Here is a 25,334-nt window from a genome sequence, read left to right as displayed (position 1 = left end):
TGCGACACTGTTTGTCGCATTGCCGAAATCCTTGCAAAAACAGGGTTTGGCGCTGTAACAAGATGTCGCCTGGCAGCAAGGACAGGCGCCGATCAGTCCTTACAATCCTTCCATCGCTCGCCACTTCCAGGCCAGCGTTCCTCTTCAGGAGACTCAGATGTCCGTTGAGCAAGCCCCGGTGCAACGTGCCAATTTCGACCAAGTCATGGTTCCCAACTACTCCCCGGCGGCCTTCATTCCTGTGCGAGGCGAGGGTTCCCGAGTATGGGACCAGACCGGTCGCGAGCTGATCGACTTCGCTGGCGGCATCGCGGTGAACGCCCTGGGTCACTGCCATCCGGCGCTGGTCAAGGCGCTGACCGAGCAGGCCAACACCCTGTGGCATGTGTCGAACGTGTTCACCAACGAGCCGGCCCTGCGCCTGGCGCACAAGCTGGTGGACGCGACCTTCGCCGAGCGGGCGTTCTTCTGCAACTCCGGCGCCGAGTCCAACGAGGCCGCCTTCAAGCTGGCCCGTCGCGTCGCCCATGATCGCTTCGGTCCCGAGAAGCACGAGATCATCGCCACCGTGAACAGCTTCCACGGGCGTACCCTGTTCACCGTCAGCGTCGGCGGCCAGCCCAAGTACTCCGAAGGCTTCGGCCCGAAGATCGTCGGCATCAGCCACGTGCCGTACAACGACCTGGAAGCGCTCAAGGCACAGATTTCCGACAAGACCTGCGCCGTGGTCATCGAACCGATCCAGGGCGAGAGCGGTGTGGTGCCGGCCGACAAGGCCTACCTGGAAGGCGCGCGCAAGCTGTGTGACGAGCACAACGCCCTGCTGATCTTCGACGAAGTACAGACTGGCGTCGGTCGTACCGGTTCGCTGTACGCCTACCAGCACTACGGTGTCACCCCGGACATCCTCACCAGCGCCAAGAGCCTGGGCGGCGGCTTCCCGATCGGCGCCATGCTGACCACCAGCGACCTGGCCAAGCACCTGGCCGTCGGCACCCATGGCACTACCTACGGCGGCAATCCGCTGGCCTGCGCCGTGGCCTGCGCGGTACTGGACGTAGTCAACACCCCCGAGACCCTGGCCGGCATCAAGGCCAAGCACGAACGTTTCAAGGCTAGTCTGGAAAAGCTCGGCCAGGAAACCGGCCTGTTCACCCTGGTGCGCGGTGTCGGCCTGCTGATCGGCTGTGTACTGAGCGATGCCTGGAAGGGCAAGGCCAAGGACATCCTCAACGCCGCCGAGAAGGAAGGCGTGATGGTCCTGCAGGCCGGTCCCGACGTGGTGCGTTTCGCTCCGAGCCTGGTGGTCGAGGACGCCGACATCGATGAAGGCCTGGCGCGTTTCGAACGCGCCGTGCGCAAGCTGACCCAGGGCTGATCGCCGGGCGGTCTGCCTGCCGGCGCCGAGTCAGGTCGGTGCCGGCAAAACCTGAATTCCAGTGCGGGCACCTGCTTGCAGGTAGTGGCGCGTGCCCGCCGTTTTTCCGCGCCGAGGTGATCGGCGCGCTTTCCCGAAAGGAGTGACACCATGCTGGTGATGCGCCCCGCGCAAATGGCGGATCTGAACGAAGTGCAGCGCATGGCTGCCGACAGCCCCATTGGTGTCACCTCGCTGCCGGACGATGCCGGCCGCCTGGGCGACAAGATCGCCGCCTCGGAAACCTCTTTTGCCGCGGAAGTGAGCTTCAACGGGGAAGAGAGCTACTTCTTCGTGCTCGAGGACAGCGTGACCCGCAAGCTGGTCGGTTGCTCGGCGATTGTCGCCTCGGCGGGGTATTCCGAGCCGTTCTACAGCTTTCGCAACGAGACCTTCGTGCACGCCTCGCGCGAGCTGAAGATCCACAACAAGATCCACGTCCTGTCGCTGTGCCACGACCTCACCGGCAACAGCCTGCTGACCAGCTTCTACGTGCTGCCGGAACTGGTGAACAGCGCCTTCGCCGAGCTCAACTCCCGCGGTCGCCTGTTGTTCATGGCCGCCCATCCCGAGCGCTTCGCCGATTCGGTGGTGACCGAGATCGTCGGCTACAGCGACGAGAACGGCGAGTCGCCCTTCTGGGATGCCATCGGTCGCAATTTCTTCGACCTCAACTACGCCGACGCCGAGCGCCTGTGCGGCCTGAAGAGTCGCACCTTCCTCGCCGAGCTGATGCCGCACTATCCGATCTACGTGCCCTTGCTGGCCGACGCGGCCCAGGAGGCCATGGGGCAGGTGCATCCGCGGGCGCAGATCACCTTCGACATCCTCATGCGCGAAGGCTTCGAGACCGAGCACTACATCGACATCTTCGACGGCGGCCCGACCCTGCATGCGCGGGCCTCGGGCATCCGCTCCATTGCCCAGAGCCGGGTGGTGCCGGTCAAGCTCGACGATGCGCCGGCCAAGGGCGGGCGTCCGTACCTGGTGTGCAACGGCCAGTTGCAGGATTACCGAGCCGTGCTGCTGGAACTGGACTGGGTGCCGGGCAAGCCGGTCAGCCTCGGCAGCGAGGCCGCCGAGGCCCTGGGCGTCGGCGAAGGCGCCAGCGTGCGCCTGGTGGCGGTCTGAAACGCCGGAACAGAGAGTTTCGCGGCAGGCACAGACCGCCGCACAAGGAGATAGCATGATCGTTCGTCCTGTACGCAGCAGCGATTTACCCGCGCTGATCGAACTGGCCCGCAGCACCGGCACCACAGGCCTGACCACCCTTCCGGCCAACGAGGAGCGCCTCGGCCAGCGCGTCGGCTGGGCCGAGAAGAGCTTCCGTGGCGAAGCCGAGCGCGGCGATACCGACTACTTGTTCGTGATGGAGAACGACGAGGGCCTGGTGGTCGGCATCAGCGCCATCGCCGGTGCCGTCGGCCTGCGCGAACCCTGGTACAACTATCGGGTCGGCCTGACCGTCAGTGCGTCCCAGGAGCTGAAGATCTACCGCGAGATCCCGACCCTGTTCCTGGCCAACGACCTGACCGGCAATTCCGAGCTGTGCTCGCTGTTCCTGCGCAGCGACTGCCGCAACGGCCTCAATGGCCGTCTGCTGTCCCGGGCGCGGATGCTGTTCATTGCCGAATTCCCCGAGCTGTTCGGTCACAAGATCATTGCCGAGATGCGCGGCATGTCCGACGAGCAGGGCCGTTCGCCATTCTGGGAAAGCCTGGGCCGGCACTTCTTCAAGATGGAGTTCAGTCAGGCCGACTACCTCACGGGCGTGGGCAACAAGTCCTTCATCGCCGAACTGATGCCTAAGTTCCCGTTGTACACCTGCTTCCTCTCGGAGGCTGCGCGCAATGTCATCGGGCGTGTCCACACCGATACCGAGCCTGCGCTGGCCATGCTCAAGCGCGAGGGTTTCAGCTATCAGGGCTATGTCGATATCTTCGACGCCGGCCCGGCCATCGAGTGCGAGACCGCGAAGATCCGCGCCGTGCGCGAGAGCGAAACCCTGGTGCTGGCCGTTGGCACGCCGGGTGACGACGCCACCCCCTACATCATCCACAACCGCAAGCGCGAAGACTGCCGCATCACCGCGGCGCCTGCGCGCCTGGCGGCCGGCACCCTGGTGGTCGATCCGCAGACTGCCAAGCGCCTGCGCCTGGGCGCCGGTGACAATGTCCGCGCCGTGCCGTTGTCCGCTAGCCGGGAGGCCCAGTAAATGAACACCCATTACATCGCCGGCCAATGGCTGGCAGGTCAGGGCGAAGCCCTGCAGTCCTTGAATCCTGTCACTCAAGCGGTGGTCTGGGCAGGGCAGGGCGCCGACGCCGCTCAAGTCGAGGCCGCGGTGCAGGCCGCTCGCCAGGCCTTCCCTGGTTGGGCATCGTTGAGCCTTGAGGCGCGCATCAGTGTGCTCGAGGCCTTTGCCGCAAAGCTCAAGGCTCGGGGAGATGAACTGGCGCGCTGCATTGGCGAGGAAACCGGCAAACCGCTGTGGGAGTCGGCCACCGAAGTGACCAGCATGGTCAACAAGGTCGCGATCTCGGTGCAGAGCTACCGTGAGCGTACCGGCGAGAAGAGTGGTCCGCTGGCCGATGCCACCGCCGTGCTGCGGCACAAGCCGCATGGCGTGGTCGCCGTGTTCGGCCCGTACAACTTCCCGGGCCACCTGCCCAACGGGCATATCGTCCCGGCGCTGCTGGCGGGGAATTGCGTGGTGTTCAAGCCCAGCGAGCTGACCCCGAAGGTCGCCGAACTGACGGTGCAGTGCTGGATCGAGGCCGGCTTGCCGGCGGGCGTGCTCAACCTGGTCCAGGGCGCCCGTGAAACCGGTGTGGCGCTGGCCGCCAACCCGGGTATCGACGGCCTGTTCTTCACCGGTTCCAGCCGTACCGGCAACTTGCTGCACCAGCAGTTCTCCGGTCGCCCGGACAAGATCCTGGCGCTGGAGATGGGGGGCAACAACCCGCTGCTGGTCGATGAGGTCAAGGACCTCGACGCGGCGGTCTACACCATCATCCAGTCGGCGTTCATCTCCGCCGGTCAGCGCTGCACTTGCGCCCGTCGCCTGCTGGTGCCGCAGGGCGCCTGGGGTGACCGGTTGCTCGCGCGCCTGGTCGAGGTCAGTCGTGGTATCAGCGTCGGCGCTTTCGATCAGCAGCCCGCGCCATTCATGGGGTCGGTGATCTCGCTGCAGGCCGCCCAGGCGTTGCTGGCCGCCCAAGCCGAGTTGTTTGCCAAGGGCGCGGTGGTGTTGCTGGAAATGACCCAGCCCCAGGCCAGTGCCGCCTTGCTCACCCCGGGCATCATCGATGTCAGCGCCGTGGCCGAGCGTCCGGACGAGGAGTTCTTCGGCCCGCTGCTGCAAGTGATCCGCTACGCCGACTTCGACGCGGCGATCGAGGAGGCCAACAACACCCAGTACGGCCTGGCTGCCGGTCTGCTGTCGGACTCCAACGCTCGCTACCAGCACTTCTGGCTGCGCAGCCGCGCCGGCATCGTCAACTGGAACAAGCAGCTGACCGGCGCTGCCAGCAGCGCGCCATTCGGTGGTGTCGGCGCCAGTGGCAACCACCGTGCCAGCGCCTACTACGCGGCCGACTACTGCGCCTACCCCGTGGCTTCGCTGGAGACCGCGAGCCTTGCACTACCGGCAACCCTGACGCCGGGCGTCACCCTATAACAACAGGTCTCGGAGCCTAGCCGATGAAATCCTATGAAGTGAATTTTGATGGCCTGGTGGGGCCGACCCATAACTACGGCGGCTTGTCGTACGGCAACGTGGCCTCGCAGAGCAACAGCCAGCAGGGTTCCAATCCGCGCGAGGCAGCACGCCAGGGTCTGGCGAAAATGAAGGCGCTGATGGAAATGGGCTTCCAGCAGGGCGTGCTGGCGCCGCAGGAGCGCCCGGACGTGGCTGCCCTGCGCAGCTTGGGCTTCAGCGGCAGCGATGCCGAGGTGATCCGTCGTGCAGCGAAGGAAGCCATGCCGTTGCTGGTGGCCAGTTGCTCGGCATCGAGCATGTGGGTGGCCAACGCCGCCACCGTCAGCCCCAGTGCCGATACTGCCGATGGTCGCGTGCACTTCACCGCCGCCAACCTCAACTGCAAGTATCACCGCAGCATCGAGCACCCGACCACCAGTCGCATGCTGGGCGCCATGTTCAGCGACGAGCGCCACTTCGCCCACCATGCCGCGCTGCCGGCGGTGGCCCAGTTCGGCGATGAAGGTGCGGCCAACCACACCCGTTTCTGCCGTGACTATGGCGAGGCCGGTGTCGAATTCTTCGTCTATGGCCGCAGCGCCTTCGACAGCCGCTATCCCGCGCCGCAGAAATATCCTGCGCGCCAGACCCTGGAAGCGTCGCAGGCCGTGGCCCGGTTGCACGGGCTGAGCGACGACGGTGTGGTCTACGCTCAACAGAATCCGGCGGTGATCGACCAGGGCGTGTTCCACAACGACGTCATCTCGGTGGGCAATGGCGAGGTGCTGTTCTACCACGAGGACGCCTTCCTCGAGACCGGCGCGGTGCTTGCCCAGCTGCAGGCTAAACTGGCCGGCAAGGGCGGCAACTTCCAGGCGATCTGCGTGCCGCGCTCGGCGGTGGCGGTAGAGGATGCGGTGCGTTCCTACCTGTTCAACAGCCAGCTGCTCAGCCGCGCCGACGGCTCGATGTTGCTGGTGGTGCCCGAGGAATGCCGCAACAACGAGCGTGTCTGGGCATACCTGAACCAGTTGACGGGCCAGGGCCCGGTCAAGGAGGTCAAGGTGTTCGACCTCAAGCAGAGCATGCAGAATGGCGGTGGCCCGGCTTGCCTGCGGCTGCGCGTGGCACTGAAGGAATCGGAACTGGCGGCGGTCAACCAAGGCGTTATCATGACCGCCTCGCTGTACGACACCCTGGTGCAGTGGGTCGACAGGCACTACCGCGATCGCCTCGGCGAGGCGGACCTGGCCGACCCGCAGTTGCTGGACGAATGCCGCACGGCACTGGATGAGCTGACCCGGATCCTCAAGCTGGGTTCGGTCTATCCGTTCCAACGCCAACCTTGATAGAGAGAAATTGCAATGTCCGACGCCCTGCGCCTGATCCTGGAAGATGAAGACGGCACCCAGCTGGAAACCTCCTGCACCCGCTTTGCCGTGGTCTGGCAAGGCAAGGAGGTGTGGATTCAGCAGGATGGCCGCGGCCAGTTGCTGATCGGCGTGGATGTCGAGGAAGACGACACCGAGTACGCCAATCTGCTGCTGCGCCCTATGGCCACCAATCTGGTCAGCCTGCAACTGGAAATGGAGCCGGCCGACGCCGGTGACGACGACCACGTCCACGGCCCAGACTGCGGCCACCACCACTAAGGAAGCGCCCATGCTCGCCCTTGGCAAACTGCTTGAGCTGACCCTGACCGATCACGAACCGGCCGAGAAGACCCAAGTGACCACCAGGGGCGTGCGTCTGCGCTGGCTGGGGGAGGGCGCGCTGGAAGTGCGTCCGCCCGAAGGCGAGGATTGCGGGCTCGACCTGCTGTTGTCGGCCGGTATCCATGGCAACGAGACGGCGCCGATCGAGTTGCTCGAAAAGTTGTTGCATGGTGTGGCCGATGGTTCGATCAAGCCGCGCGCGCGGGTGCTGTTCCTGTTCGGCAATCCGGCGGCGATCCGCAAGGGCGAGCGTTTCATCGAGCAGGACATCAACCGTCTGTTCAATGGTCGCCATGAGTTGTCCAGCGGCGCCGAGGCCTTGCGCGCGGCGGAGCTGGAGCAGTTCGCCCGGGTGTTCTTCAGTCGGCCGGGCCGTACTCGCCTGCACTATGACCTGCATACCGCGATTCGTGGTTCGAAGATCGAGCAGTTCGCCCTGTACCCGTACAAGGAAGGGCGCCAGCACTCCCGACGCGAGCTGGCGCGTCTGGCGGCCGCGGGCATGGAGGCAGTGCTGCTGCAGAGCAAGTCGTCGATCACCTTCAGTGCCTTCACCTATGAGCAGCTCGATGCCGAGGCCTTCACCCTGGAGCTGGGCAAGGCGCGCCCGTTCGGGCAGAACGACGAGGTCAATCTCGACAGGCTCCAGGCCCGCCTGATCCAGCTCGTCGAAGATACCGAGCCGCAAGTCGAGCAGTCCCTGGATGGCCTCAAGCTGTTCAGCGTCGCCCGCGAGATCATCAAGCACAGTGACAGTTTCCACCTGCACTTGCCGGCGGACATCGAGAATTTCTCCGAGCTGAGCAAGGGCTACCTGCTGGCCGAAGACCTGGCCGAGATGCGCTGGGTGGTGGAGGAGGAGGGCGCGCGGATCATCTTCCCCAACCCCAAGGTGCGCAATGGCCTGCGTGCGGGGATCCTGATCGTGCCGGATTCAGGCCAGCGCCTGGCCTGAAACTGGCCTGGATGGGGTTTGCCTGGGCGTGGGCGAACCCGCTCCTACAGCAGGGCGGCACCTTGCATGTCGGTTTTTTTGGATCCTATCGCCGATGAAACTCTTTTAATTCTCCAGCTGTTCCCTTTTCCGCTCCCCTGCGCCGTAATTGGCTTGCCAGTAGCGAAAGGCTGGCTTTAGCATCGCGGTCATGTCGTTTTCAATGGCTTTAGTCTGACAAACCGTCCATTCGACGGTTTCTATCGCATAAACACACTGCACCGAGACTGCAGGACCGATATAATGCGGCCCTTTGCCGTCGTTTCGTCGATTCGACGTGTGGCCGCCGTTTCCGTGGAAGAACCTATGAAAAGCGCAGAAATCCGTGAAGCCTTCCTCCGCTTCTTCGAAGAGCAGGGACATACTCGCGTTGCCTCCAGCTCCCTGATCCCGGGCAATGACCCGACCCTGCTGTTCACCAACGCCGGCATGAACCAGTTCAAGGACTGCTTCCTCGGCCAGGAAAAACGCGCCTACACCCGCGCGGTCAGCAGCCAGAAATGCGTGCGTGCCGGCGGCAAGCACAACGACCTGGAAAACGTCGGCTACACCGCCCGTCACCACACCTTCTTCGAGATGCTGGGCAACTTCAGTTTCGGCGACTATTTCAAGCGTGACGCCATCACCTTCGCCTGGACCTTCCTGACGTCGGACAAATGGCTGAACCTGCCGAAGGAAAAGCTCTGGGTCACGGTCTACGCCAGCGACGACGAGGCCTACGACATCTGGACCAAGGAAGTCGGCGTGCCGGCCGAGCGCATGGTGCGCATCGGTGACAACAAAGGCGCCCCGTACGCTTCCGACAACTTCTGGACCATGGGCGATACCGGTCCGTGCGGTCCGTGCACCGAGATCTTCTACGACCACGGCGCCGACATCTGGGGCGGCCCGCCCGGCTCGCCGGAAGAAGACGGCGACCGCTACATCGAGATCTGGAACAACGTCTTCATGCAGTTCAATCGCACCGCCGATGGCGTCCTGCACCCGCTGCCGGCACCTTCGGTGGACACCGGCATGGGCCTGGAGCGCATCAGTGCGGTGATGCAGCATGTGCACTCGAACTACGAGATCGACCTGTTCCAGAGCCTGCTGGCCGCGGCTGCCCAAGCCATCGGCTGCAGCAACGACGAGCAACCTTCGCTGAAGGTGGTGGCCGACCACATCCGCTCCTGCGGATTCCTGATCGCCGATGGCGTGCTGCCGTCGAACGAAGGCCGTGGCTACGTGTTGCGCCGCATCATTCGTCGTGCCTGTCGCCACGGCAACAAACTGGGTGCCAAGGGCAGCTTCTTCCACAAGATCGTCGCCGCGCTGGTGGCCGAGATGGGCGAGGCCTTCCCGGAACTCAAGGGCCAGCAGGCGCACATCGAGCGCGTGCTCAAGACCGAGGAAGAACAGTTCGCCAAGACCCTCGAGCAGGGCCTGCGCATTCTCGAACAGGACCTGGCCCAGTTGCAGGGCAACGTGGTCCCGGGCGACGTGGTGTTCAAGCTCTACGACACCTATGGCTTCCCCATGGACCTGACTGCCGACATCGCCCGCGAGCGCGAGCTGACCATCGATGAAGCCGGCTTCGAGCGCGAGATGGAGGCCCAGCGTGAGCGTGCCCGCTCCGCCAGTGCCTTCGGCATGGACTACAACAGCCTGGTCAAGGTCGACACCGCTACCGATTTCCTCGGCTACGACACCACCGAAGCCCAGGGCAAGATCATTGCCCTGTACAAGGATGGCCAGTCGGTCGATCAGTTGGGTGAGGGCGAGGAAGGCGTGGTCGTGCTCGATCGCACGCCGTTCTACGCCGAGTCCGGTGGCCAGGTCGGTGACAGCGGTTACCTGCAGGCCGGTGCCGCGCGTTTCGATGTGCGCGACACCACCAAGACCGGTGGTGCCTTCCTGCACCACGGCGTGGTCGCCAGTGGCGCGCTGACCATCGCTGCCCCGGTCGAGGCCCATGTCGACGCCGATGTCCAGCACGCCACCTCGCTGAACCACTCGGCCACCCACCTGCTGCACGAAGCGCTGCGCCAAGTGCTGGGCGAGCACGTGCAGCAGAAGGGCTCGCTGGTCGACAGCCAGCGCCTGCGCTTCGACTTCAGCCACTTCGAGGCGGTGACGCCGGCGCAGATCAAGGCCCTGGAAGAAATCGTCAACCGCGAAGTGCGTCGTAACACCGCGGTGCAGACCGAAGTGACCGACATCGAGACCGCCAAGGCCAAGGGCGCCATGGCGCTGTTCGGCGAGAAGTATGGCGACACCGTGCGCGTGCTGAGCATGGGTGGTGATTTCTCCGTCGAACTGTGCGGTGGCATCCATGCCAAGCGCACCGGTGACATCAGCCTGTTCAAGATCATCAGCGAAGGCGGCGTGGCCTCGGGCGTGCGCCGTATCGAAGCGGTCACCGGCGCCGCCGCGCTGGCCTATCTGAACGCTGCCGAAGAGCAGGTCAAGGAAGCCGCGCAACTGGTCAAGGGCAACCGCGACAACCTGATCGACAAGCTGTCGGCTGTGCTCGAGCGCAACCGTCAGCTGGAAAAGCAGCTCGAGCAGCTGCAGGCCAAGGCCGCCAGCGCCGCCGGAGACGATCTCTCCAACGCGGCCGTGGAGGTCAAGGGCGCCAAGGTCCTCGCCGCCCGCCTGGACGGGCAGGATGGCAAGGCTCTGCTGGCGCTCGTCGACCAACTGAAGAACAAGCTCGGCCATGCGGTGATCCTGCTGGGCAGCGAGCATGAGGGCAAGGTCGTGCTGGTGGCTGGCGTGACCAAGGACCTCTCCGGCCAACTCAAGGCTGGCGATCTGATGAAGCAGGCCGCTGCAGCGGTGGGCGGCAAGGGCGGTGGTCGCCCGGACATGGCCCAGGGTGGTGGCGTCGATGTTGCCGCGCTGGACCAGGCCCTGGCCCTGGCCGTGCCGTTCGCCGAGCAGGGACTTTGAGATGAAGCGGCCGGCGGTGAGTCGCCGGCCGTTTCATGTTGGATTGTTTTTTGGGGCCCTTGAGGGCTGAGGCACCTTTGAAATGGCGTTGATCGTACAGAAATTTGGCGGCACCTCTGTCGGATCCATCGAGCGGATCGAGCAGGTTGCCGACAAGGTCAAGAAATTCCGCGAGCAAGGCACCGACCTGGTGGTCGTGCTGTCGGCGATGAGTGGTGAAACCAACCGCCTGATCGACCTGGCCAAGCAGATTACCGACAAGCCGGAACCGCGTGAGCTGGACGTGATCGTGTCGACCGGCGAGCAGGTCACCATTGCCCTGTTGTCCATGGCCCTGATGAAGCGCGGCGTGCCGGCGGTGTCCTACACCGGCAACCAGGTGCGCATTCTCACCGACAGCGCGCACAACAAGGCGCGCATCCTGCAGATCGACGACCAGAAGATCCGCGCCGATCTCAAGGCCGGGCGTGTCGTGGTGGTTGCAGGTTTCCAGGGGGTCGACGAGCACGGCAACATCACCACTCTCGGTCGTGGCGGTTCCGACACCACCGGCGTGGCCCTGGCGGCGGCCCTCAAGGCCGATGAGTGCCAGATCTACACCGATGTCGATGGCGTCTACACCACTGATCCGCGTGTTGTTCCCCAGGCCAAGCGCCTGGAGAAGATCACCTTCGAGGAGATGCTGGAAATGGCCAGCCTCGGCTCCAAGGTGCTGCAGATCCGCTCGGTGGAGTTCGCCGGCAAGTACAACGTCCCGCTGCGCGTGCTGCACAGCTTCAAGGAGGGTCCGGGTACCCTCATTACCATCGATGAAGAGGAATCCATGGAACAGCCGATCATTTCCGGTATCGCCTTCAACCGTGATGAGGCCAAGCTGACCATTCGTGGCGTTCCGGACACCCCGGGCGTTGCGTTCAAGATCCTCGGTCCGATCAGTGCCGCGAACATCGAAGTGGACATGATCGTGCAGAACGTCTCGCACGATAACACCACCGACTTCACCTTCACCGTGCACCGCAACGAGTACGAGAAGGCGTTGGGCGTGCTGGAGAACACCGCTCGCGAGATCGGCGCGCGCGAAGCGACCGGCGACACCAAGATCGCCAAGGTGTCTATCGTCGGTGTTGGCATGCGCTCCCATGCGGGTGTAGCCAGCCGCATGTTCGAAGCCCTGGCCAAGGAAAGCATCAATATCCAGATGATCTCCACCTCCGAAATCAAGGTCTCGGTGGTGATCGAGGAGAAGTACCTGGAGCTGGCTGTTCGCGCGCTGCACACCGCGTTCGAGCTCGATGCGCCTGCCCGACAGGGCGAGTGACACGCTGCCTGAAGGGGCGCGGCTTGCCGCGCCCTTCGCGTTTCTGGCCGCTGGAGCCGCCCCTGTCCAGGTGCTCCGGCGGTCTCTCCGGGCCAATGCCGTCGTCCATGACCAGGCCCTGCTTTAAAGACTGTTGTCCCTGAAGATTCTAATGAGGAGAAAATTATGCTGATTCTGACTCGTCGGTGCGCCGAGAGCCTGATCATTGGTGACGGTGAGATCACCGTGACGGTCCTGGGCGTCAAAGGCAACCAGGTGCGTATCGGTGTGAGCGCGCCGAAGGAAGTGGCCGTTCACCGCGAGGAAATCTACCTGCGAATCAAGAAAGAGAAGGACGAGGAGCCAAGCCTTTAATTTTTTTGAAGTTTTTTTCAAAAAAAGGGTTGCAAACGAGGAAGGGTGTGTTTAATATTCGCCTCGTGTTGCGGTGAGGTGGCCGAGTGGCCGAAGGCGCTCCCCTGCTAAGGGAGTATACCTCATAAGGGTATCGGGGGTTCGAATCCCCCCTTCACCGCCATTATTAACGTAGGGCGCTGTAAACGGATCAAAACGTTTGAGCGATCTACGACAGCAAGACACGGACTCATAGCTCAGCTGGATAGAGTACTCGGCTACGAACCGAGCGGTCGGAGGTTCGAATCCTCCTGAGTCCGCCACTTTTGAAGTGGCTTTGCCTGCAAGGCTACTTCAATCAACCAGTGGTAACCTGGTCTAAAACTACCCCACGGACTCATAGCTCAGCTGGATAGAGTACTCGGCTACGAACCGAGCGGTCGGAGGTTCGAATCCTCCTGAGTCCGCCACTTTTGAAGTGGTTTTGCCTGCAAGGCTACTTCAACCCACCAGTGGTAACCTGGTCTAAAACTACCCTACGGACTCATAGCTCAGCTGGATAGAGTACTCGGCTACGAACCGAGCGGTCGGAGGTTCGAATCCTCCTGAGTCCGCCACTTTTGAAGTGGCTTTGCCTGCAAGGCTGCTTCAACAACCAGTGGTAATCTGGTCTAAAACTACCGCCTACGGACTCATAGCTCAGCTGGATAGAGTACTCGGCTACGAACCGAGCGGTCGGAGGTTCGAATCCTCCTGAGTCCGCCATATTTCAAGAAGCCCGCTCATTTGAGCGGGCTTTTTGTTTTCCGATTCCCGAGCGTCATGTGATGTGGTTCCAGGTTGTCCCGTAGGGGAGGCCGGACTGCCAGTGCAGATGTAGTCGTGTAATCGTCGAAGCGTCATGTATTGGTCGGTTACAAATCCGCTGTGCTTTTGCCTTTGGCAAGACCGTCGCACTGTTGGCTTCGAGCGTTGTCATAGCTTTATTCCGCAAACGGTTGTTCTGGCCAAAAATTTAAGCGATCCGACAGCTTACACAGTGTATGATTGCGCCCGTCAGCCCCGCCGGGGCTTGTGGAATCCCACCATGGACTTACCCAGTAGTTACTCGCTAACCCGCTTCATACAGAAAGATCTGACCGATTGATTCTCCCGGCGTGCTCCGCTGCTGGGAGTGGAGTTCGCCTATGACCGAAGTCGAAGTAAAGAAAGCCCAAGAGAGCCTGCAGGATCGCCTTGCTCAGGTGATCGAACTGCTGCAGCGCCAGCGGGTGGTCGAGGACCTGACGCACCGTCAGGAGGGTCATCATCATGACCGGGTGGAGAGCCTCGTCCACCGCCAGAACCTTGTCGAGTTGCAGCGCAAGCTCGACGATCTGCACCCTGCCGATATCGCCTACATCCTTGAAGCCTTGCCGCTGGAAGACCGCCTGACGGTCTGGCAGTTGGTGCGCTCGGACCGTGACGGCGACATCCTGCTGGAAGTTTCCGACGCCGTCCGCCAGACCCTGATCGCCGACATGGACGATCACGAGTTGCTGGCCGCTGCCAAGGAAATGGACGCAGACGAGCTCGCTGACCTGGCGCCGGAGCTGCCGCGCGATGTCGTCCATGAGCTGATGGAAAGCCTCGATGCCCAGCAGCGCGAGCGTGTACGCTCGGCCCTGAGCTATGACGAGGAACAGGTTGGCGCATTGATGGACTTCGAGATGGTCACCATCCGCGAAGACGTCAGCCTGGAAGTGGTATTGCGCTACCTGCGCCGACTCAAGGAGCTACCGGGTCACACCGACAAACTGTTCGTGGTTGACTACGACGGCAAGCTAAAGGGGGTGCTGCCGATCAAGCGGTTGCTGGTCAACGACCCGGAGAAGAAAGTCGCGGAGGTCATGGCCAATGATCCGGTGACCTTCCACCCCGAGGAAGATGCCTATGATGCCGCCCAGGCGTTCGAACGCTATGACCTGGTTTCCGCGCCGGTGGTAGATAAGAGCGAGCGTCTGATCGGTCGTTTGACCATTGACGAAATGGTTGACCTGATTCGTGAAGAGAGCGAGAGCGAAGTCCTCAACATGGCCGGTTTGCGTGAAGAGGAAGATATCTTCGCCTCGGTCTGGCGTTCGCTGCGCAACCGTTGGGCCTGGCTGGCCATTAACCTGATCACTGCTTTCGTTGCCTCGCGGGTGATCGGCCTGTTCGAAGGGTCCATCGAGAAGCTGGTGGCGTTGGCTGCATTGATGCCCATTGTCGCGGGTATCGGTGGTAACTCGGGTAACCAGACCATTACCATGATCGTGCGCGCAATGGCGCTTGACCAGGTTTCGCCGGGCAACACCAGTCGCTTGATGCGCAAGGAGCTGGCGGTCTCGCTGCTCAACGGCTTGATCTGGGGTGGGGTGATCGGTGCGGTAGCCTTCTGGCTGTATGGCAGTTGGTCGCTGGGCTTGGTGATGACCGGGGCGATGACCCTGAACCTGCTGTTGGCGGCGCTCATGGGGGTGTTGATCCCGATGACCCTGACCCGGCTGGGGCGTGACCCGGCAATGGGTTCGAGCGTGATGATCACGGCGGTGACCGACAGTGGTGGTTTCTTCATCTTCCTCGGATTGGCCACCTTGTTCCTGCTTTGAGCGAACAGCACCACACATAAAAAAGCCAGCTTGCGCTGGCTTTTTTATGTGTGGTGCTTGGCAATCAGGAAGCGTCGGCGGCCATTTCCACATCGTGAGCGATAAGGGCTACCAAGGCGTTTTGCTGGCGGTGGGACAATTGACGGAAGCGCTGCAGCAATTCGCGTTCGTGAAGGCTGAGCTCTGGGCTGTCCAGGCGCATGCTCAGCTCGTCGCCCAGCGCGCCTTCCTGGATAAGGCTCTGCTCCAGGCGCGCGATGATTTCGGAGTTCATGCTGCGGTGGTGGTTGCGCGCTACCTCGGCAATGCGCTCACGCATTCCGTCTGGCAGGCGGACGACGAACTTGTCAGCGGTGCGGCTCGAATAGATAGCCTGTTTCATTGGGCGCATATAAATTGACCGGTTGTTCTGGTTCAGGGGAAGCGGTTCTCAAATTGGCCGCACGGTGGAAGTACGACCGCGGCGACGACAAAATGTTCAACCGTGATTGGATTTTGGGTCTTCATCTTGCCTCATGGTCGCCGTTTCCTTGGCGTCAATTCTGTGACAAATAGTGGTCCGGATAAAGGCTTTTTGCCAGCACCAATTATCAGAAATGAGCACTGGTTTGAAAAGTTTCACTTTAAGCGGATCACTCATGCGTCAGACCTTTGTCGTCAAAATCTGGTAACTGGCAGCAAAGGTCAGGGAAAAAGCTTAGAATACGCAGGTTCCCCTCAGATTGAGCATAGTGGCTATGCAATATGACGCAAGCAGCACTCCGACCTCAAGGGGGCGGTTGATCTTCTTGATAGGACCATCTGGCTCGGGGAAAGATTCCCTCATAGATGCCGCCCGTGAGCAACTGCGTGCGCAGGGTGTGGAAGTTGCCCGAAGGGTCATCACCCGTTCGGCCGAGGCCAAGGGGGAGGCGGCCCTGAGCGTGAGCCACGAAGCCTTCGAGCAGATGCGCATGGCAGGTGAGTTCGCCCTCGACTGGCAGGCCAATGGCCTGTGCTATGGCATTCCTGCCGAGGTGCAGGCATGGCTGAGCGCCGGTCATTCGGTGCTGGTCAATGGCTCGCGCGGCCACCTGGACGAAGCTCGCAGGCGTTACCCAGATCTGTTGGCGATCGGACTGCGGGTCTCGCCAGAAGCGTTGCGTGAGCGGCTGCTGGCGCGCGCGCGTGAAAGTGGCGAGGAAATCGCCCAGCGTCTGGCACGCAACGCCAGCCTGGCCGAGTACGATGCTGATGTGCGGGTGCTGGACAACTCCGCCTCGCTGGGCGGCGCGGTGGAGGCCTTGCTGGCGCTGTTGCATGATGAGGGCGTGATCGATCAAGTAAAAGAGAAACGGCTGACGTGCAAATTGCCCGATTGAGACATGACAAATGGTAATTGGCTAGTTACCATGCTCGCCGTCCCTACGGTGCAGCGTTCGCTGCCGATCTTTGGTCTCAGTAGCTCAATTGGATAGAGCATCCCCCTCCTAAGGGGAAGGTTGCAGGTTCAAATCCTGCCTGGGACGCCATTCCTCCACTTGCCTTGCCTACCAGCACTGTCGACGACTCGACACGTCGGGCGCCAGTCATATTTCGTTGAAACCACGCCGCGTACGGCAGTCGGTGCCCTTTGGGTGCGTGGCCCGGGCTTGCCCAGGCCGGTTCGGTTTCCCCTACTTGCAGTTCCCCGCCTTGCGATAGCCGGCCGCCTGCGCCTCGGCTTCGCTGGCAAACGCCACCTGGTTCTTCTGCGCCACCTGCGCATAGCCAGGGCAGCCATTGGCCAAGTGGTAGACGTGGCTGTTGCGGTTGCCGAGCACTGGCCCGCCTGGCGCAGCACTCGCCAGTGTTGGTTTGGCCGACTCCTTGGGGAGTGGGTTGGTCATCGGCGTGGTGTTTCCCTGCGGGGTATGGCCCAGTGCCCAGGCACGCTCGCCCGTGACGAACGGATTGTTGTGCCCCATGATCGCGGCGATCCGTTGGTCTCGTTGCCGCTCCCAGGGCGAAACCGGATATTGTCGGTCCCAGGCCATCAGCACCTGCTGTTGCTGGCGCGACATGTTCAGCTTGTATCGGTCGTACATATAGAAGGTGGTTCGCGCCACCAGTCCCTTCACTGCATCACGAGGTTCGGTGGTTTTCTGCTGGAAGTCGACCTTGGTGGTGCACTGTCCATATTGTGGCGCCACGCCAGAGACCATGCCGTAGTTGAAGTTGCTGCGGTCGCCGTTGACCTCGCCCACCGAGGGGTAGAGGTTGAACAGGTCCGCTTCCATGGCGCGGAACGTGGGATCGGTATCGACGCAAGCTTTGCGTCCGCCGTTCTGCCAGCACTGGCGCTGATGGCCGAAGGTCCATGCCGGCACGATGTGCTCCCACTCGGTACGTTCGGCGCGGGCCTGCAGCTTGCGTGTTGCATAACCGCATGACCCTGGGTCGATACGCCCGCCGGACTTGCCCACCCAGGTCCACTTGCAGCCACAGTAGAGCTCGCCCATGGCGCTGCTGGCCTGGTCCAGGTAGATCTTCTGCTTGGCGATCACCTTGGCTTCGGTGAAGGTGGCGGGCGGGTTGGCGAAGGCGTTGGGGAGGGCGGTGAAGGCGAGGGTGATGACGTAAAGCAGTTTCTTCATGAAAAACATCTTCGGCTTACAGAAAAAACCGATTATACGGCTTGCTGTGCTGGACAGAAGGGCGGAAGGCTTGCGCTTGAGCGCCGCAGCGCTATCGTTGCGGGTTGGGATTTTTTGAGCGTGCCGTCATGCAAATTGCCCCGTCACCCCTCAATGAAGCTGCGCGGCTGTGTTTTCTCGAGAGCCTGAACATCCTCGATACACCCGCTGAAGAAACCTTCGACCGCATCACCCGGCTGGCCAGTGTGTTGCTCGACGTACCGATGGCGCTGGTGTCGCTGGTCGATACGAACCGCCAATGGTTCAAGTCGCGCCAAGGCCTGGATGTGTCCGAGACTGGCCGGGATGTGGCGTTCTGTGCCCATGCCCTGCATGCAGAAGACATCCTGGTGATTCCCGATGCCATCGCCGATCCGCGATTCGCCGACAATCCACTGGTAACCGGCGGGCCACGCATCCGCTTCTACGCCGGGGTGCCCCTGCGCTTTGCCGGCGAGCTGAGCGTAGGCACGCTTTGTGTGCTGGACACCCGTGCGCGTGAAGTCTCGGCCACTGAGCTGGCGCACCTGCGCGATCTGGCGCGGATCGTCGAGCGCGAGATGTTGCACCGCAGCCTGGCCATCGACTCGGGCAGCGTGATGCGCGAGGCGGAGCAGGGGGCTCTGATGTCATCGGAGGCGCGTTTCCATCGCGTGTTCGATAACAGCCCCACCAGCAAGGCGCTGGTCAGCCTGGACGGCTGCATCCTTGAGCCCAACCGCGAGCTTTGCCTGCTCCTGGGCAAGCGTCGGGAGTGGTTGGTGCTGACGCGTCTGGACCAGTTGATCGACCCGCAGGACCAGGCGAAGCTGACCGCTCCCTGGCAACAAGTCATCGCTGGCGAGCTGGACTCGCTGGTCGCCGAGATACGTTTTGTCACTCCCGAGAATCCAGCGTTATGGTGCGAGTTGAGTGTATCGGCCTTGCGCAATGCTCAAGGCCGGGCCGAACAGTTGGTGGTGTTCGTTCGCGATATCAGTGAGCGCAAGCGTCGCCAGCAACAGCTCCAGCGCTACCAGGCGACCCTCGAGCAGCAGGTGGCCCTGCGTACCGAGGAACTGGCGCGCAGCCAGGAAACCCTGCAGGCGATCGCCGACAATATCCCGGTGTTGATCGCGCAGATCGGCACTGACCTCGAGTATCGCTTCAACAACGCGGTGTACCGGCAGGTCTTCGGCATGGAGCCGACCCAGCTCAGGGGGCGCAAGGTGCAGGATGTGTTGCCGGAGCCGGTTTATCAGCAATTGCTGCCGTACTTCCACATGGCATTGGCCGGCGAGCGGGTAGAGGCGGACAACGTGCGCTACAACCCTGACGACCCGCGGATCTGGCATGCGTCCTGCGTTCCTGATGTCCGTCATGGTCAGGTGGAGGGATTCTTCGTCATGTCGCAGGATGTGACCGAGCGTAAGCGCAAGGAGAAGAGCCTGCTCGACCAGGCCACGCTCGATGCGCTGACCGGCCTGCCCAACCGGGCGGCGCTGCACAAGGTGCTGGACGATGCATTGCAGCAGCGCGCGGCCTTTGCATTGTTCTTCATCGACCTGGACGGTTTCAAGCAGGTCAACGACCAGCACGGACACGAAGCCGGCGACCAGTTGTTGCAGGTGGCAGCGCAACGCATGCTGGCGATCGTGCGCGATGCTGACACGGTCGCCCGCTTGGCTGGCGACGAGTTCGTGGTTATTGCCCTGACCGTGGCCAACCCGGCTTCGGCGCAGGATATCGCGCGCAAGCTATGCGAAACGCTGTCGGCGCCGATCAGGGTGGCGCATGCTGACGTCACGGTGGGGGCCAGCATCGGGGTCTATCTCAACCAGGCCGAGGGCGACCTGCTGACCGCCGAAGAGGTGCTGAGGCTGGCCGACAAGGCCATGTACCAGGCCAAGCGCAACGGCCGCAACCGATTCACCCTGGTGCCCGGGCGCCAGGTGTTCGATCCCGGACTGTGAGGCGGCAACAGGCTTGTGCCGCCAGGATGATTTCTGTGCCCTGATGGCAAGGCTGTCCGCTAGAGACCGGGATGACCAGCGTTGCACTGGCCATCCCGGTGGGTCAGGCTTCCAGCACTTTCTTGCGCTGCTGGGTATTCTGCGCGGCGGCGATATCAGTCCCCTGGCGTACCTGGTCGGCGCGCTCGGCCTGCTTGGCCAGCTTCTCCTGGGTCTTCATCTCGACGTCTTTCTGCATGCGCTGGGTAATCTGCAGGTCGATCTTGGCTTTCTGTTCCGGCGGCAGGGCGTTGTAGTCGTCCATGGTCAGGCCCAGTTCCTGGAGCAGCTTCTCCTTGATCTTCTCCTCGGGCGACTTGGCCATGTAGTCCTTGAATTCCTGCAGGGCACCGTTGTCTTTCTGCTTGGCGGCACTGGCCTGCTCGCGGGCTGCGACGTCCGGGTTCTGCAGCATGACCATCAGCTTGGCGAAGGCTTCCTTGCGGTTGTCCTCGGCATTCTGTTGCGAGGTACTGCCCTGGCTGTTCTGCTGCGCGGCGGTGTTGCCGGCGGCGGCGACCTGGCGCAATGGGACGTACTGCGCCAGGGCCTGGTCGTTGTCGGTGCGCTGCTGTTGCTGCAGCGCGGGCTGCCAGCCAAGACCGGTTGGGGTGATAAGCATGATTCCTCCTTGGAGAGTCGAAACGCGCGACGAAAGTGGCAAAAGCTGTGCCAAGCGTGGTTGGCGAGGGAAATAGGGCTCCCGGGCTATTCCGGTAGGTGGCTGCCGGGAATATGCTTGCCTTTCAGAGGAACAGGTTTGCCGCCAGCGGCAAGCCTCATGAAGATCGGCAGCACCTTGACCAGGGCGCAGTTGCTGGATACGAAGGAGAGCGTCCATGAGTCAGGCATCACGACCGGTCCCCCCGGGTTTCAGTGAGCAGCAGTTGCACACCTTGTTCGACCTGATCAGCGATGGCATCTGGGACTGGGATGCGGCCAGCGGTTATGTCTATCGCAACCCTGGCTGGTACGCCATGCTTGGCTACACCAGTCACTCGATGGCCAACTCGGTGCTGACCTGGGAGTCGGTGATCCACCCTGAGGACTATCCGCGGGTCATGGCGCATTTCGAGGCTTATATCGACCAGCGCAACGAACGCTACCGCATCGAGTACCGTTGCCGTTGCCAGGACGGCAGCTACCTGTGGATCGAGGACAGTGGCCATGTCATCGCGCGCAACCCGGATGGTTCGGTAGCCCGGATGCTCGGCGCGCATCGCAACATCGATGCCGGCAAGCGCCTGGTGGCGGGGCTCGAGCAGCGCAATCAGTCGCTCGAGTGCCAGGTGGCCGAGCGCACCCGGGAGCTCTCATGGGTCAACCAGCAATTGCAACGCCAGCTGGACGAGAACCGCGAACTGGCCGAACGTGATGCACTGACCCGTACCGCCAATCGCTATCGCCTGGAAACGACCCTGCAGCAAGCCTGCGAGCGGGCTGCGCGTTTCCGCCAGCCGCTGGCGTTGATCGCGATGGACCTGGATGATTTCAAACCGATCAACGATCGGCATGGCCATGCCCGTGGCGATGCGGCGCTGGTGGCGGTGACCGCGTGCATTCGCCAGCGCCTGCGTGAGCAGGACCTGCTGGCCCGCTGGGGTGGCGACGAGTTCGTGGTGGTTATGCCGCAGACCACCCTGGAGCAGGCCTGTTCGATTGCCGACGAGATCCGCCAGGTGCTGGCCGAGCTGCCGGCGGTGGGCGAAAGCCGGCTGACCATGAGCTATGGGGTGGCGCAGTGGGGCGAAGGGGAGTTGCCGCATGAGTTGCTGGACCGCGCCGACAAGGCGCTGTACCGGGCCAAGGCAGCGGGCAAGAACGTGATTGCCGAGTGAATTGAGCGATCACCACAGGTATCCGGGGTTGTGATCAGCAGTCGAAAAAAGACCCGCGGCGCTTGTGGCGCGGCGGGTCAAATCGGCCGTGGCCGCTTCAGTATCAGATATGCAGAGCGTGGCCCAGGGCGCGCAGGGCGGCTTCCTGCACCGCTTCGCCCAGGGTCGGGTGGGCATGGATGGTGCCGGCGATGTCCTCCAGTCGCGCGCCCATCTCCAGCGACTGGGCGAAGGCGGTGGACAGCTCCGATACCGCCGCCCCCACCGCCTGCCAGCCGAGGATCACGTGGTTGTCACGCCGTGCGACCACGCGCACGAAGCCGCTTTTCGATTCCAGGCTCATGGCCCGGCCGTTGGCGGCGAAGGGGAACTGCGCGACGATGCAGTCCAGGCCTTGTTGTGCAGCCTGCTCAGGCGTCTGGCCGGCCACCACCACTTCCGGATCGGTGAAGCACACCGCGGCAATCGCGCTGGGTTCGAAGCGTCGGGCCTTGCCGGCGATGATCTCGGCGACCATCTCGCCCTGGGCCATGGCCCGGTGCGCGAGCATCGGCTCGCCAGCCACGTCGCCGATGGCCCAGACGTTGCGCATGCTGGTCTGGCAGCGCTCGTCGATGGCGATGGCCGCGCCGTTCATCTTCAGCGCCAGGCTTTCCAGGCCGAAGCCCTGGGTGCGTGGCCGACGGCCGACGGCGACCAGCACCTGGTCCGCTTCCAGGCGTAGCTGCCCACCCTGGGGATCGCGGGCCAGCAGGCAACCGTCCGCGTAACCCTCGACGCTGTGGCCCAGGTGCAGGTCGATGCCCAGCTTGCGGATAGAATCGGTTACCGGCGCGGTCAGTTCGGCATCGTAGGTCGGCAGGATGCGCTCGCGTGCCTCCACCACGCTGACCCGGGCGCCAAGCTTGCGGTAGGCAATGCCCAGCTCCAGGCCGATATAGCCGCCGCCGACCACTACCAGATGCTGCGGCAGGGCTTTGGGCGCGAGGGCCTCGGTGGAGGAGATCACCGCGCCGCCGATCGGCAGCATCGGCAGTTCGACGCTGCTCGAACCGGTGGCCAGCAGCAGGTGCTCGCACTGGATGCGTAGGCCATCGACTTCGACGTTCTTGCCGTCGAGGACCTTCGCCCAGCCATGGATCACTTTCACGCCGTGCTTTTTCAGCAGCGCGGCGACACCGCTGGTAAGGCGGTCGACGATGCCGTCCTTCCACTCGACGCTGCGACAGATGTCCAGGCGCGGCGAGCTCACGCTGATGCCCAGTGGTGAAGGCTCGGTGAAGCGACTGGCCTGGTGGAACTGCTCGGCGACATGGATCAGCGCCTTGGATGGGATGCAGCCGATGTTCAGGCAGGTGCCGCCCAGGGCCTGGCCTTCGACCAGTATGGTGGGGATGCCCAGTTGTCCGGCGCGGATGGCAGCCACATAGCCGCCGGGGCCGCCGCCGATGATCAGCAGGGTGGTGTCGATAATCTGGGGCATGCTCACTCCACGAACAGGCAGGCGGGTTGTTCCAGCAGACCGCGCACGGCCTGGATGAACAGCGCGGCGTCCATGCCATCGACCACGCGGTGGTCGAACGAGCTGGACAGGTTCATCATCTTGCGCACGACGATCTGGCCGTCGATCACCATTGGCCGTTCGACCATGCGGTTGACGCCGACGATCGCCACTTCCGGGGTGTTGACCACCGGCGTGCTGACTATACCGCCCAGGGCACCGAGGCTGGTGAGGGTGATGGTCGAGCCGGACAGCTCCTCGCGGGTCGCCTTGTTGTTGCGCGCGGCATGGGCCACCCGGGCGATCTCGCTGGCGTTGCTCCACAGGCTGCCGGCCTCGGCATGGCGCAGCACCGGCACCATCAGGCCGTTGTCGCCCTGGGTGGCGATACCCACGTGCACTGCGCCGTGGCGGGTGATGACCTGGGCCTCGTCGTCGTAGGTGGCGTTGATCTGCGGGAAGTCGCGCAGGGCGACGACCATGGCGCGCACCAGGAACGGCAGCAAGGTCAGCTTGCCGCGGCTGTCGCCGTGCTTGGCGTTGAGCTGCTGGCGCAGGGCCTCCAGGTTGGTGACGTCGATTTCCTCGACGTAGCTGAAGTGGGCGACACGGCGCTTGGCGTCCTGCATGCGCTGGGCGATCTTACGGCGCAGGCCGATGACCGGCACCTGCTCGCTGTCGGTGCGCGGCGCGTAGCCGCCGATGCCCTGAGCGGCGCTACGCTGCGGTTTGCTGATGAAGGCGTCGAGGTCTTCGTGGAGGATGCGTCCGGCCGGGCCGCTGCCGTGCACGTAGCGCAGCTCGATGCCGGCATCCAGCGCGCGCTTGCGCACGGCGGGAGACGCCAGCGGTTTTTCATGGGCCTCGCGCGGCACGATCGGTGCGGCGGCATGGGCCGTGGCCTGTTGCGGTTGCGCCTCGATGCGCGCGTCGGGCTTGCTTTCGACCTTCGCCGGAGCGGGCGCCGGCTCGATCGCCTTGGCCTGGGGCGTGTCGACATGGTTGCCGCTGCCTTCGACCTCGATGCGGATCAGCTCGCTGCCGACCGCCATCACCTCGCCTGGCTGGCCACCCAGGGCCAGGACCTTGCCGCTGACCGGCGAGGGGATTTCCACGGTGGCCTTGTCGGTCATGACGTCGGCCACCACCTGATCCTCGGCGATCACATCGCCGACCTTGACGAACCACTCCACCAACTCGACCTGCGCGATGCCTTCACCGATGTCCGGCATCTTGATGACGTGCGTGCCCATTCAGACCTCCATGACCCGTTTCAATGCCGCGCCTACCCGCGAAGGGCCTGGGAAGTAGGCCCATTCCTGTGCGTGGGGGTAGGGGGTGTCCCAGCCGGTGACGCGCTCGATCGGCGCCTCGAGGTGATGGAAGCAGTGCTCCTGGACCAGCGACACCAGTTCGGCGCCGAAGCCGCAGGTGCGGGTGGCCTCGTGCACGACCACGCAGCGACCGGTCTTCTTCACCGACGCGACGATGGTTTCCAGGTCCAGCGGCCAGAGGCTGCGCAGGTCGATGACCTCGGCGTCGACGCCGCTTTCTTCGGCGGCCACTTGCGAGACATAGACCGTGGTGCCGTAGGTCAGCACGGTGACGTCGTTGCCAGGGCGGGTGATCGCCGCCTTGTCCAGCGGCACGCTGTAGTAGCCATCCGGCACCGCGCTGTGCGGGTGCTTGGACCAGGGCGTCACGGGGCGGTCGTGGTGGCCGTCGAACGGGCCGTTGTACAGGCGCTTGGGCTCGAGGAAGATCACCGGATCATCGCATTCGATCGAGGCGATCAGCAGGCCCTTGGCGTCGTAGGGGTTGGATGGCATCACCGTGCGCAGGCCGCAGACCTGGGTGAACATCGCTTCCGGGCTCTGGCTGTGGGTCTGGCCGCCGTAGATGCCGCCGCCGCAGGGCATGCGCAGGGTCAGTGGCGAGATGAACTCGCCGGCCGAGCGATAGCGCAGGCGGGCCATCTCCGAGACGATCTGGTCGGAGGCCGGGTAGAAGTAGTCGGCGAACTGGATTTCCACTACCGGGCGCAGGCCATAGGCCCCCATGCCCACGGCGGTGCCGACGATGCCGCTTTCGGAGATCGGCGCATCGAACACGCGCGACTTGCCGTACTTGGCCTGCAGGCCCTCGGTGCAGCGGAACACGCCGCCGAAGTAACCCACGTCCTGGCCGTAGATCACCACGTTGTCATCGCGCTCGAGCATGACATCCATGGCCGAGCGCAGGGCCTGGATCATGGTCATGGTGGTGGTGGACATGGCGTTTTCCAGATGGATGCTGTTGTTGTGATCGTTCAT

Annotated in this window: 21 protein-coding genes and 6 tRNA genes; 20 read left to right on the top strand and 7 right to left on the bottom strand. The window is 63.2% G+C overall.

Going from position 1 to position 25,334, the window contains the following annotated elements; translation table 11 throughout:
* Nucleotides 1-157: 157 nt before the first annotated feature.
* The 16 genes from F3J43_RS02730 to mgtE all read left to right on the top strand — a co-directional run bounded on the left by F3J43_RS02730 (nucleotide 158) and on the right by mgtE (nucleotide 15,038).
* Nucleotides 158-1,378: an aspartate aminotransferase family protein gene (locus tag F3J43_RS02730; protein WP_166883281.1), complete on the top strand. Its 1,221-nt coding sequence runs from the start codon at nucleotides 158-160 to the stop codon at nucleotides 1,376-1,378.
* Nucleotides 1,379-1,528: 150 nt separating this feature from the next.
* On the top strand, nucleotides 1,529-2,548 hold the full coding sequence (gene aruF, locus F3J43_RS02725) for an arginine/ornithine succinyltransferase subunit alpha (RefSeq protein ID WP_166883280.1): 1,020 nt from the start codon (nucleotides 1,529-1,531) through the stop codon (nucleotides 2,546-2,548).
* A 55-nt stretch (nucleotides 2,549-2,603) separates the two neighbouring features.
* Nucleotides 2,604-3,632, top strand: a complete 1,029-nt coding sequence (astA, locus tag F3J43_RS02720) for an arginine N-succinyltransferase (RefSeq protein WP_166883279.1) — start codon at nucleotides 2,604-2,606, stop codon at nucleotides 3,630-3,632.
* Entirely contained in the window at nucleotides 3,633-5,096 is a 1,464-nt protein-coding gene (astD, locus tag F3J43_RS02715; RefSeq protein WP_166883278.1) for a succinylglutamate-semialdehyde dehydrogenase, read from the top strand.
* Between the two features lie 23 nt (nucleotides 5,097-5,119).
* Nucleotides 5,120-6,466, top strand: coding sequence for an N-succinylarginine dihydrolase (astB, locus tag F3J43_RS02710; protein WP_166883277.1), 1,347 nt, complete (start codon nucleotides 5,120-5,122; stop codon nucleotides 6,464-6,466).
* Nucleotides 6,467-6,481: 15 nt separating this feature from the next.
* On the top strand, nucleotides 6,482-6,769 hold the full coding sequence (locus tag F3J43_RS02705; protein ID WP_134690889.1) for a topoisomerase II: 288 nt from the start codon (nucleotides 6,482-6,484) through the stop codon (nucleotides 6,767-6,769).
* 10 nt (nucleotides 6,770-6,779) lie between these two features.
* Nucleotides 6,780-7,787 carry a succinylglutamate desuccinylase gene (gene astE, locus F3J43_RS02700; RefSeq protein ID WP_166883276.1) on the top strand — a complete coding sequence of 336 codons (1,008 nt, stop codon included), beginning with the start codon at nucleotides 6,780-6,782 and terminating at the stop codon, nucleotides 7,785-7,787.
* A gap of 345 nt (nucleotides 7,788-8,132) precedes the next feature.
* On the top strand, nucleotides 8,133-10,757 hold the full coding sequence (alaS, locus tag F3J43_RS02695) for an alanine--tRNA ligase (RefSeq protein ID WP_166883275.1): 2,625 nt from the start codon (nucleotides 8,133-8,135) through the stop codon (nucleotides 10,755-10,757).
* Nucleotides 10,758-10,839: 82 nt separating this feature from the next.
* Nucleotides 10,840-12,075 carry an aspartate kinase gene (locus F3J43_RS02690; protein ID WP_166883274.1) on the top strand — a complete coding sequence of 412 codons (1,236 nt, stop codon included), beginning with the start codon at nucleotides 10,840-10,842 and terminating at the stop codon, nucleotides 12,073-12,075.
* 165 nt (nucleotides 12,076-12,240) lie between these two features.
* Entirely contained in the window at nucleotides 12,241-12,429 is a 189-nt protein-coding gene (csrA, locus tag F3J43_RS02685; RefSeq protein ID WP_003254503.1) for a carbon storage regulator CsrA, read from the top strand.
* 72 nt (nucleotides 12,430-12,501) lie between these two features.
* Nucleotides 12,502-12,592: transfer RNA gene (locus F3J43_RS02680), tRNA-Ser, on the top strand.
* Between the two features lie 62 nt (nucleotides 12,593-12,654).
* Nucleotides 12,655-12,731, top strand: a tRNA-Arg gene (locus F3J43_RS02675).
* Between the two features lie 70 nt (nucleotides 12,732-12,801).
* Nucleotides 12,802-12,878: transfer RNA gene (locus F3J43_RS02670), tRNA-Arg, on the top strand.
* Nucleotides 12,879-12,948: 70 nt separating this feature from the next.
* Nucleotides 12,949-13,025, top strand: a tRNA-Arg gene (locus tag F3J43_RS02665).
* A 71-nt stretch (nucleotides 13,026-13,096) separates the two neighbouring features.
* Nucleotides 13,097-13,173, top strand: a tRNA-Arg gene (locus F3J43_RS02660).
* Between the two features lie 422 nt (nucleotides 13,174-13,595).
* Nucleotides 13,596-15,038: a magnesium transporter gene (mgtE, locus tag F3J43_RS02655; RefSeq protein ID WP_166883273.1), complete on the top strand. Its 1,443-nt coding sequence runs from the start codon at nucleotides 13,596-13,598 to the stop codon at nucleotides 15,036-15,038.
* 64 nt (nucleotides 15,039-15,102) lie between these two features.
* Here the strand turns inward: mgtE and F3J43_RS02650 are convergent, their stop codons facing one another.
* Nucleotides 15,103-15,429 carry an Arc family DNA-binding protein gene (locus F3J43_RS02650; protein ID WP_003254499.1) on the bottom strand — a complete coding sequence of 109 codons (327 nt, stop codon included), beginning with the start codon at nucleotides 15,427-15,429 and terminating at the stop codon, nucleotides 15,103-15,105.
* Between the two features lie 87 nt (nucleotides 15,430-15,516).
* Nucleotides 15,517-15,678, bottom strand: coding sequence for a hypothetical protein (locus F3J43_RS02645; RefSeq protein ID WP_166883272.1), 162 nt, complete (start codon nucleotides 15,676-15,678; stop codon nucleotides 15,517-15,519).
* 97 nt (nucleotides 15,679-15,775) lie between these two features.
* Between F3J43_RS02645 and phnN the strand changes: the two genes are divergently transcribed.
* Together phnN and F3J43_RS02635 are read left to right on the top strand one after the other, a co-directional pair.
* A complete protein-coding gene (gene phnN, locus F3J43_RS02640; RefSeq protein WP_166883271.1) occupies nucleotides 15,776-16,399 on the top strand; it encodes a phosphonate metabolism protein/1,5-bisphosphokinase (PRPP-forming) PhnN in 624 nt (207 codons plus the stop codon).
* Between the two features lie 73 nt (nucleotides 16,400-16,472).
* A tRNA-Arg gene (locus tag F3J43_RS02635) sits at nucleotides 16,473-16,549 on the top strand.
* Nucleotides 16,550-16,693: 144 nt separating this feature from the next.
* Here the strand turns inward: F3J43_RS02635 and F3J43_RS02630 are convergent.
* Nucleotides 16,694-17,653: an endonuclease gene (locus F3J43_RS02630; RefSeq protein WP_166883270.1), complete on the bottom strand. Its 960-nt coding sequence runs from the start codon at nucleotides 17,651-17,653 to the stop codon at nucleotides 16,694-16,696.
* 128 nt (nucleotides 17,654-17,781) lie between these two features.
* On the opposite strand from F3J43_RS02630, the gene F3J43_RS02625 reads away from it, so the two are divergent.
* On the top strand, nucleotides 17,782-19,644 hold the full coding sequence (locus F3J43_RS02625) for a sensor domain-containing diguanylate cyclase (protein WP_166883269.1): 1,863 nt from the start codon (nucleotides 17,782-17,784) through the stop codon (nucleotides 19,642-19,644).
* A gap of 103 nt (nucleotides 19,645-19,747) precedes the next feature.
* Here the strand turns inward: F3J43_RS02625 and F3J43_RS02620 are convergent, their stop codons facing one another.
* The gene (locus F3J43_RS02620) at nucleotides 19,748-20,305 is read right to left on the bottom strand and encodes a hypothetical protein (RefSeq protein ID WP_205297594.1); all 558 of its coding nucleotides are present in this window, start codon (nucleotides 20,303-20,305) and stop codon (nucleotides 19,748-19,750) included.
* Nucleotides 20,306-20,522: 217 nt separating this feature from the next.
* Here F3J43_RS02620 and F3J43_RS02615 point away from each other — a divergent pair, with 217 nt between their 5' ends.
* Nucleotides 20,523-21,521, top strand: a complete 999-nt coding sequence (locus F3J43_RS02615) for a sensor domain-containing diguanylate cyclase (RefSeq protein ID WP_166883268.1) — start codon at nucleotides 20,523-20,525, stop codon at nucleotides 21,519-21,521.
* A gap of 103 nt (nucleotides 21,522-21,624) precedes the next feature.
* Here F3J43_RS02615 and lpdA read toward each other — a convergent pair whose 3' ends face one another.
* The 3 genes from lpdA to F3J43_RS02600 are packed head-to-tail and all read right to left on the bottom strand — an operon-like array spanning nucleotide 21,625 to nucleotide 25,334.
* The gene (gene lpdA / locus F3J43_RS02610; protein ID WP_166883267.1) at nucleotides 21,625-23,004 is read right to left on the bottom strand and encodes a dihydrolipoyl dehydrogenase; all 1,380 of its coding nucleotides are present in this window, start codon (nucleotides 23,002-23,004) and stop codon (nucleotides 21,625-21,627) included.
* Between the two features lie 2 nt (nucleotides 23,005-23,006).
* Nucleotides 23,007-24,275: a dihydrolipoamide acetyltransferase family protein gene (locus F3J43_RS02605; RefSeq protein WP_166883266.1), complete on the bottom strand. Its 1,269-nt coding sequence runs from the start codon at nucleotides 24,273-24,275 to the stop codon at nucleotides 23,007-23,009.
* The gene (locus tag F3J43_RS02600) at nucleotides 24,276-25,334 is read right to left on the bottom strand and encodes an alpha-ketoacid dehydrogenase subunit beta (protein ID WP_166883265.1); all 1,059 of its coding nucleotides are present in this window, start codon (nucleotides 25,332-25,334) and stop codon (nucleotides 24,276-24,278) included.

The organism is Pantoea sp. Cy-639 (assembly GCF_011752525.1).
Lineage (GTDB): Bacteria > Pseudomonadota > Gammaproteobacteria > Pseudomonadales > Pseudomonadaceae > Aquipseudomonas.
Note: the sequence above shows the minus strand (reverse complement) of the source record. Positions and strands in the feature narration are given on the sequence as shown.

Coding starts and splice junctions, on each gene's coding strand:
- astB (WP_166883277.1), top strand. CDS start 5,120: ATGAAATCCTATGAAGTGAATTTTGATGGCCTGGTGGGGCCGACCCAT.
- F3J43_RS02625 (WP_166883269.1), top strand. CDS start 17,782: ATGCAAATTGCCCCGTCACCCCTCAATGAAGCTGCGCGGCTGTGTTTT.
- astD (WP_166883278.1), top strand. CDS start 3,633: ATGAACACCCATTACATCGCCGGCCAATGGCTGGCAGGTCAGGGCGAA.
- astE (WP_166883276.1), top strand. CDS start 6,780: ATGCTCGCCCTTGGCAAACTGCTTGAGCTGACCCTGACCGATCACGAA.
- F3J43_RS02615 (WP_166883268.1), top strand. CDS start 20,523: ATGAGTCAGGCATCACGACCGGTCCCCCCGGGTTTCAGTGAGCAGCAG.
- lpdA (WP_166883267.1), bottom strand. CDS start 23,004: ATGCCCCAGATTATCGACACCACCCTGCTGATCATCGGCGGCGGCCCC.
- F3J43_RS02705 (WP_134690889.1), top strand. CDS start 6,482: ATGTCCGACGCCCTGCGCCTGATCCTGGAAGATGAAGACGGCACCCAG.
- phnN (WP_166883271.1), top strand. CDS start 15,776: ATGCAATATGACGCAAGCAGCACTCCGACCTCAAGGGGGCGGTTGATC.
- astA (WP_166883279.1), top strand. CDS start 2,604: ATGATCGTTCGTCCTGTACGCAGCAGCGATTTACCCGCGCTGATCGAA.
- alaS (WP_166883275.1), top strand. CDS start 8,133: ATGAAAAGCGCAGAAATCCGTGAAGCCTTCCTCCGCTTCTTCGAAGAG.
- F3J43_RS02690 (WP_166883274.1), top strand. CDS start 10,840: ATGGCGTTGATCGTACAGAAATTTGGCGGCACCTCTGTCGGATCCATC.
- F3J43_RS02600 (WP_166883265.1), bottom strand. CDS start 25,334: ATGAACGATCACAACAACAGCATCCATCTGGAAAACGCCATGTCCACC.
- F3J43_RS02605 (WP_166883266.1), bottom strand. CDS start 24,275: ATGGGCACGCACGTCATCAAGATGCCGGACATCGGTGAAGGCATCGCG.
- F3J43_RS02730 (WP_166883281.1), top strand. CDS start 158: ATGTCCGTTGAGCAAGCCCCGGTGCAACGTGCCAATTTCGACCAAGTC.
- F3J43_RS02630 (WP_166883270.1), bottom strand. CDS start 17,653: ATGAAGAAACTGCTTTACGTCATCACCCTCGCCTTCACCGCCCTCCCC.
- F3J43_RS02650 (WP_003254499.1), bottom strand. CDS start 15,429: ATGCGCCCAATGAAACAGGCTATCTATTCGAGCCGCACCGCTGACAAG.
- F3J43_RS02620 (WP_205297594.1), bottom strand. CDS start 20,305: ATGCTTATCACCCCAACCGGTCTTGGCTGGCAGCCCGCGCTGCAGCAA.
- mgtE (WP_166883273.1), top strand. CDS start 13,596: ATGACCGAAGTCGAAGTAAAGAAAGCCCAAGAGAGCCTGCAGGATCGC.
- csrA (WP_003254503.1), top strand. CDS start 12,241: ATGCTGATTCTGACTCGTCGGTGCGCCGAGAGCCTGATCATTGGTGAC.
- aruF (WP_166883280.1), top strand. CDS start 1,529: ATGCTGGTGATGCGCCCCGCGCAAATGGCGGATCTGAACGAAGTGCAG.
- F3J43_RS02645 (WP_166883272.1), bottom strand. CDS start 15,678: ATGAGTGATCCGCTTAAAGTGAAACTTTTCAAACCAGTGCTCATTTCT.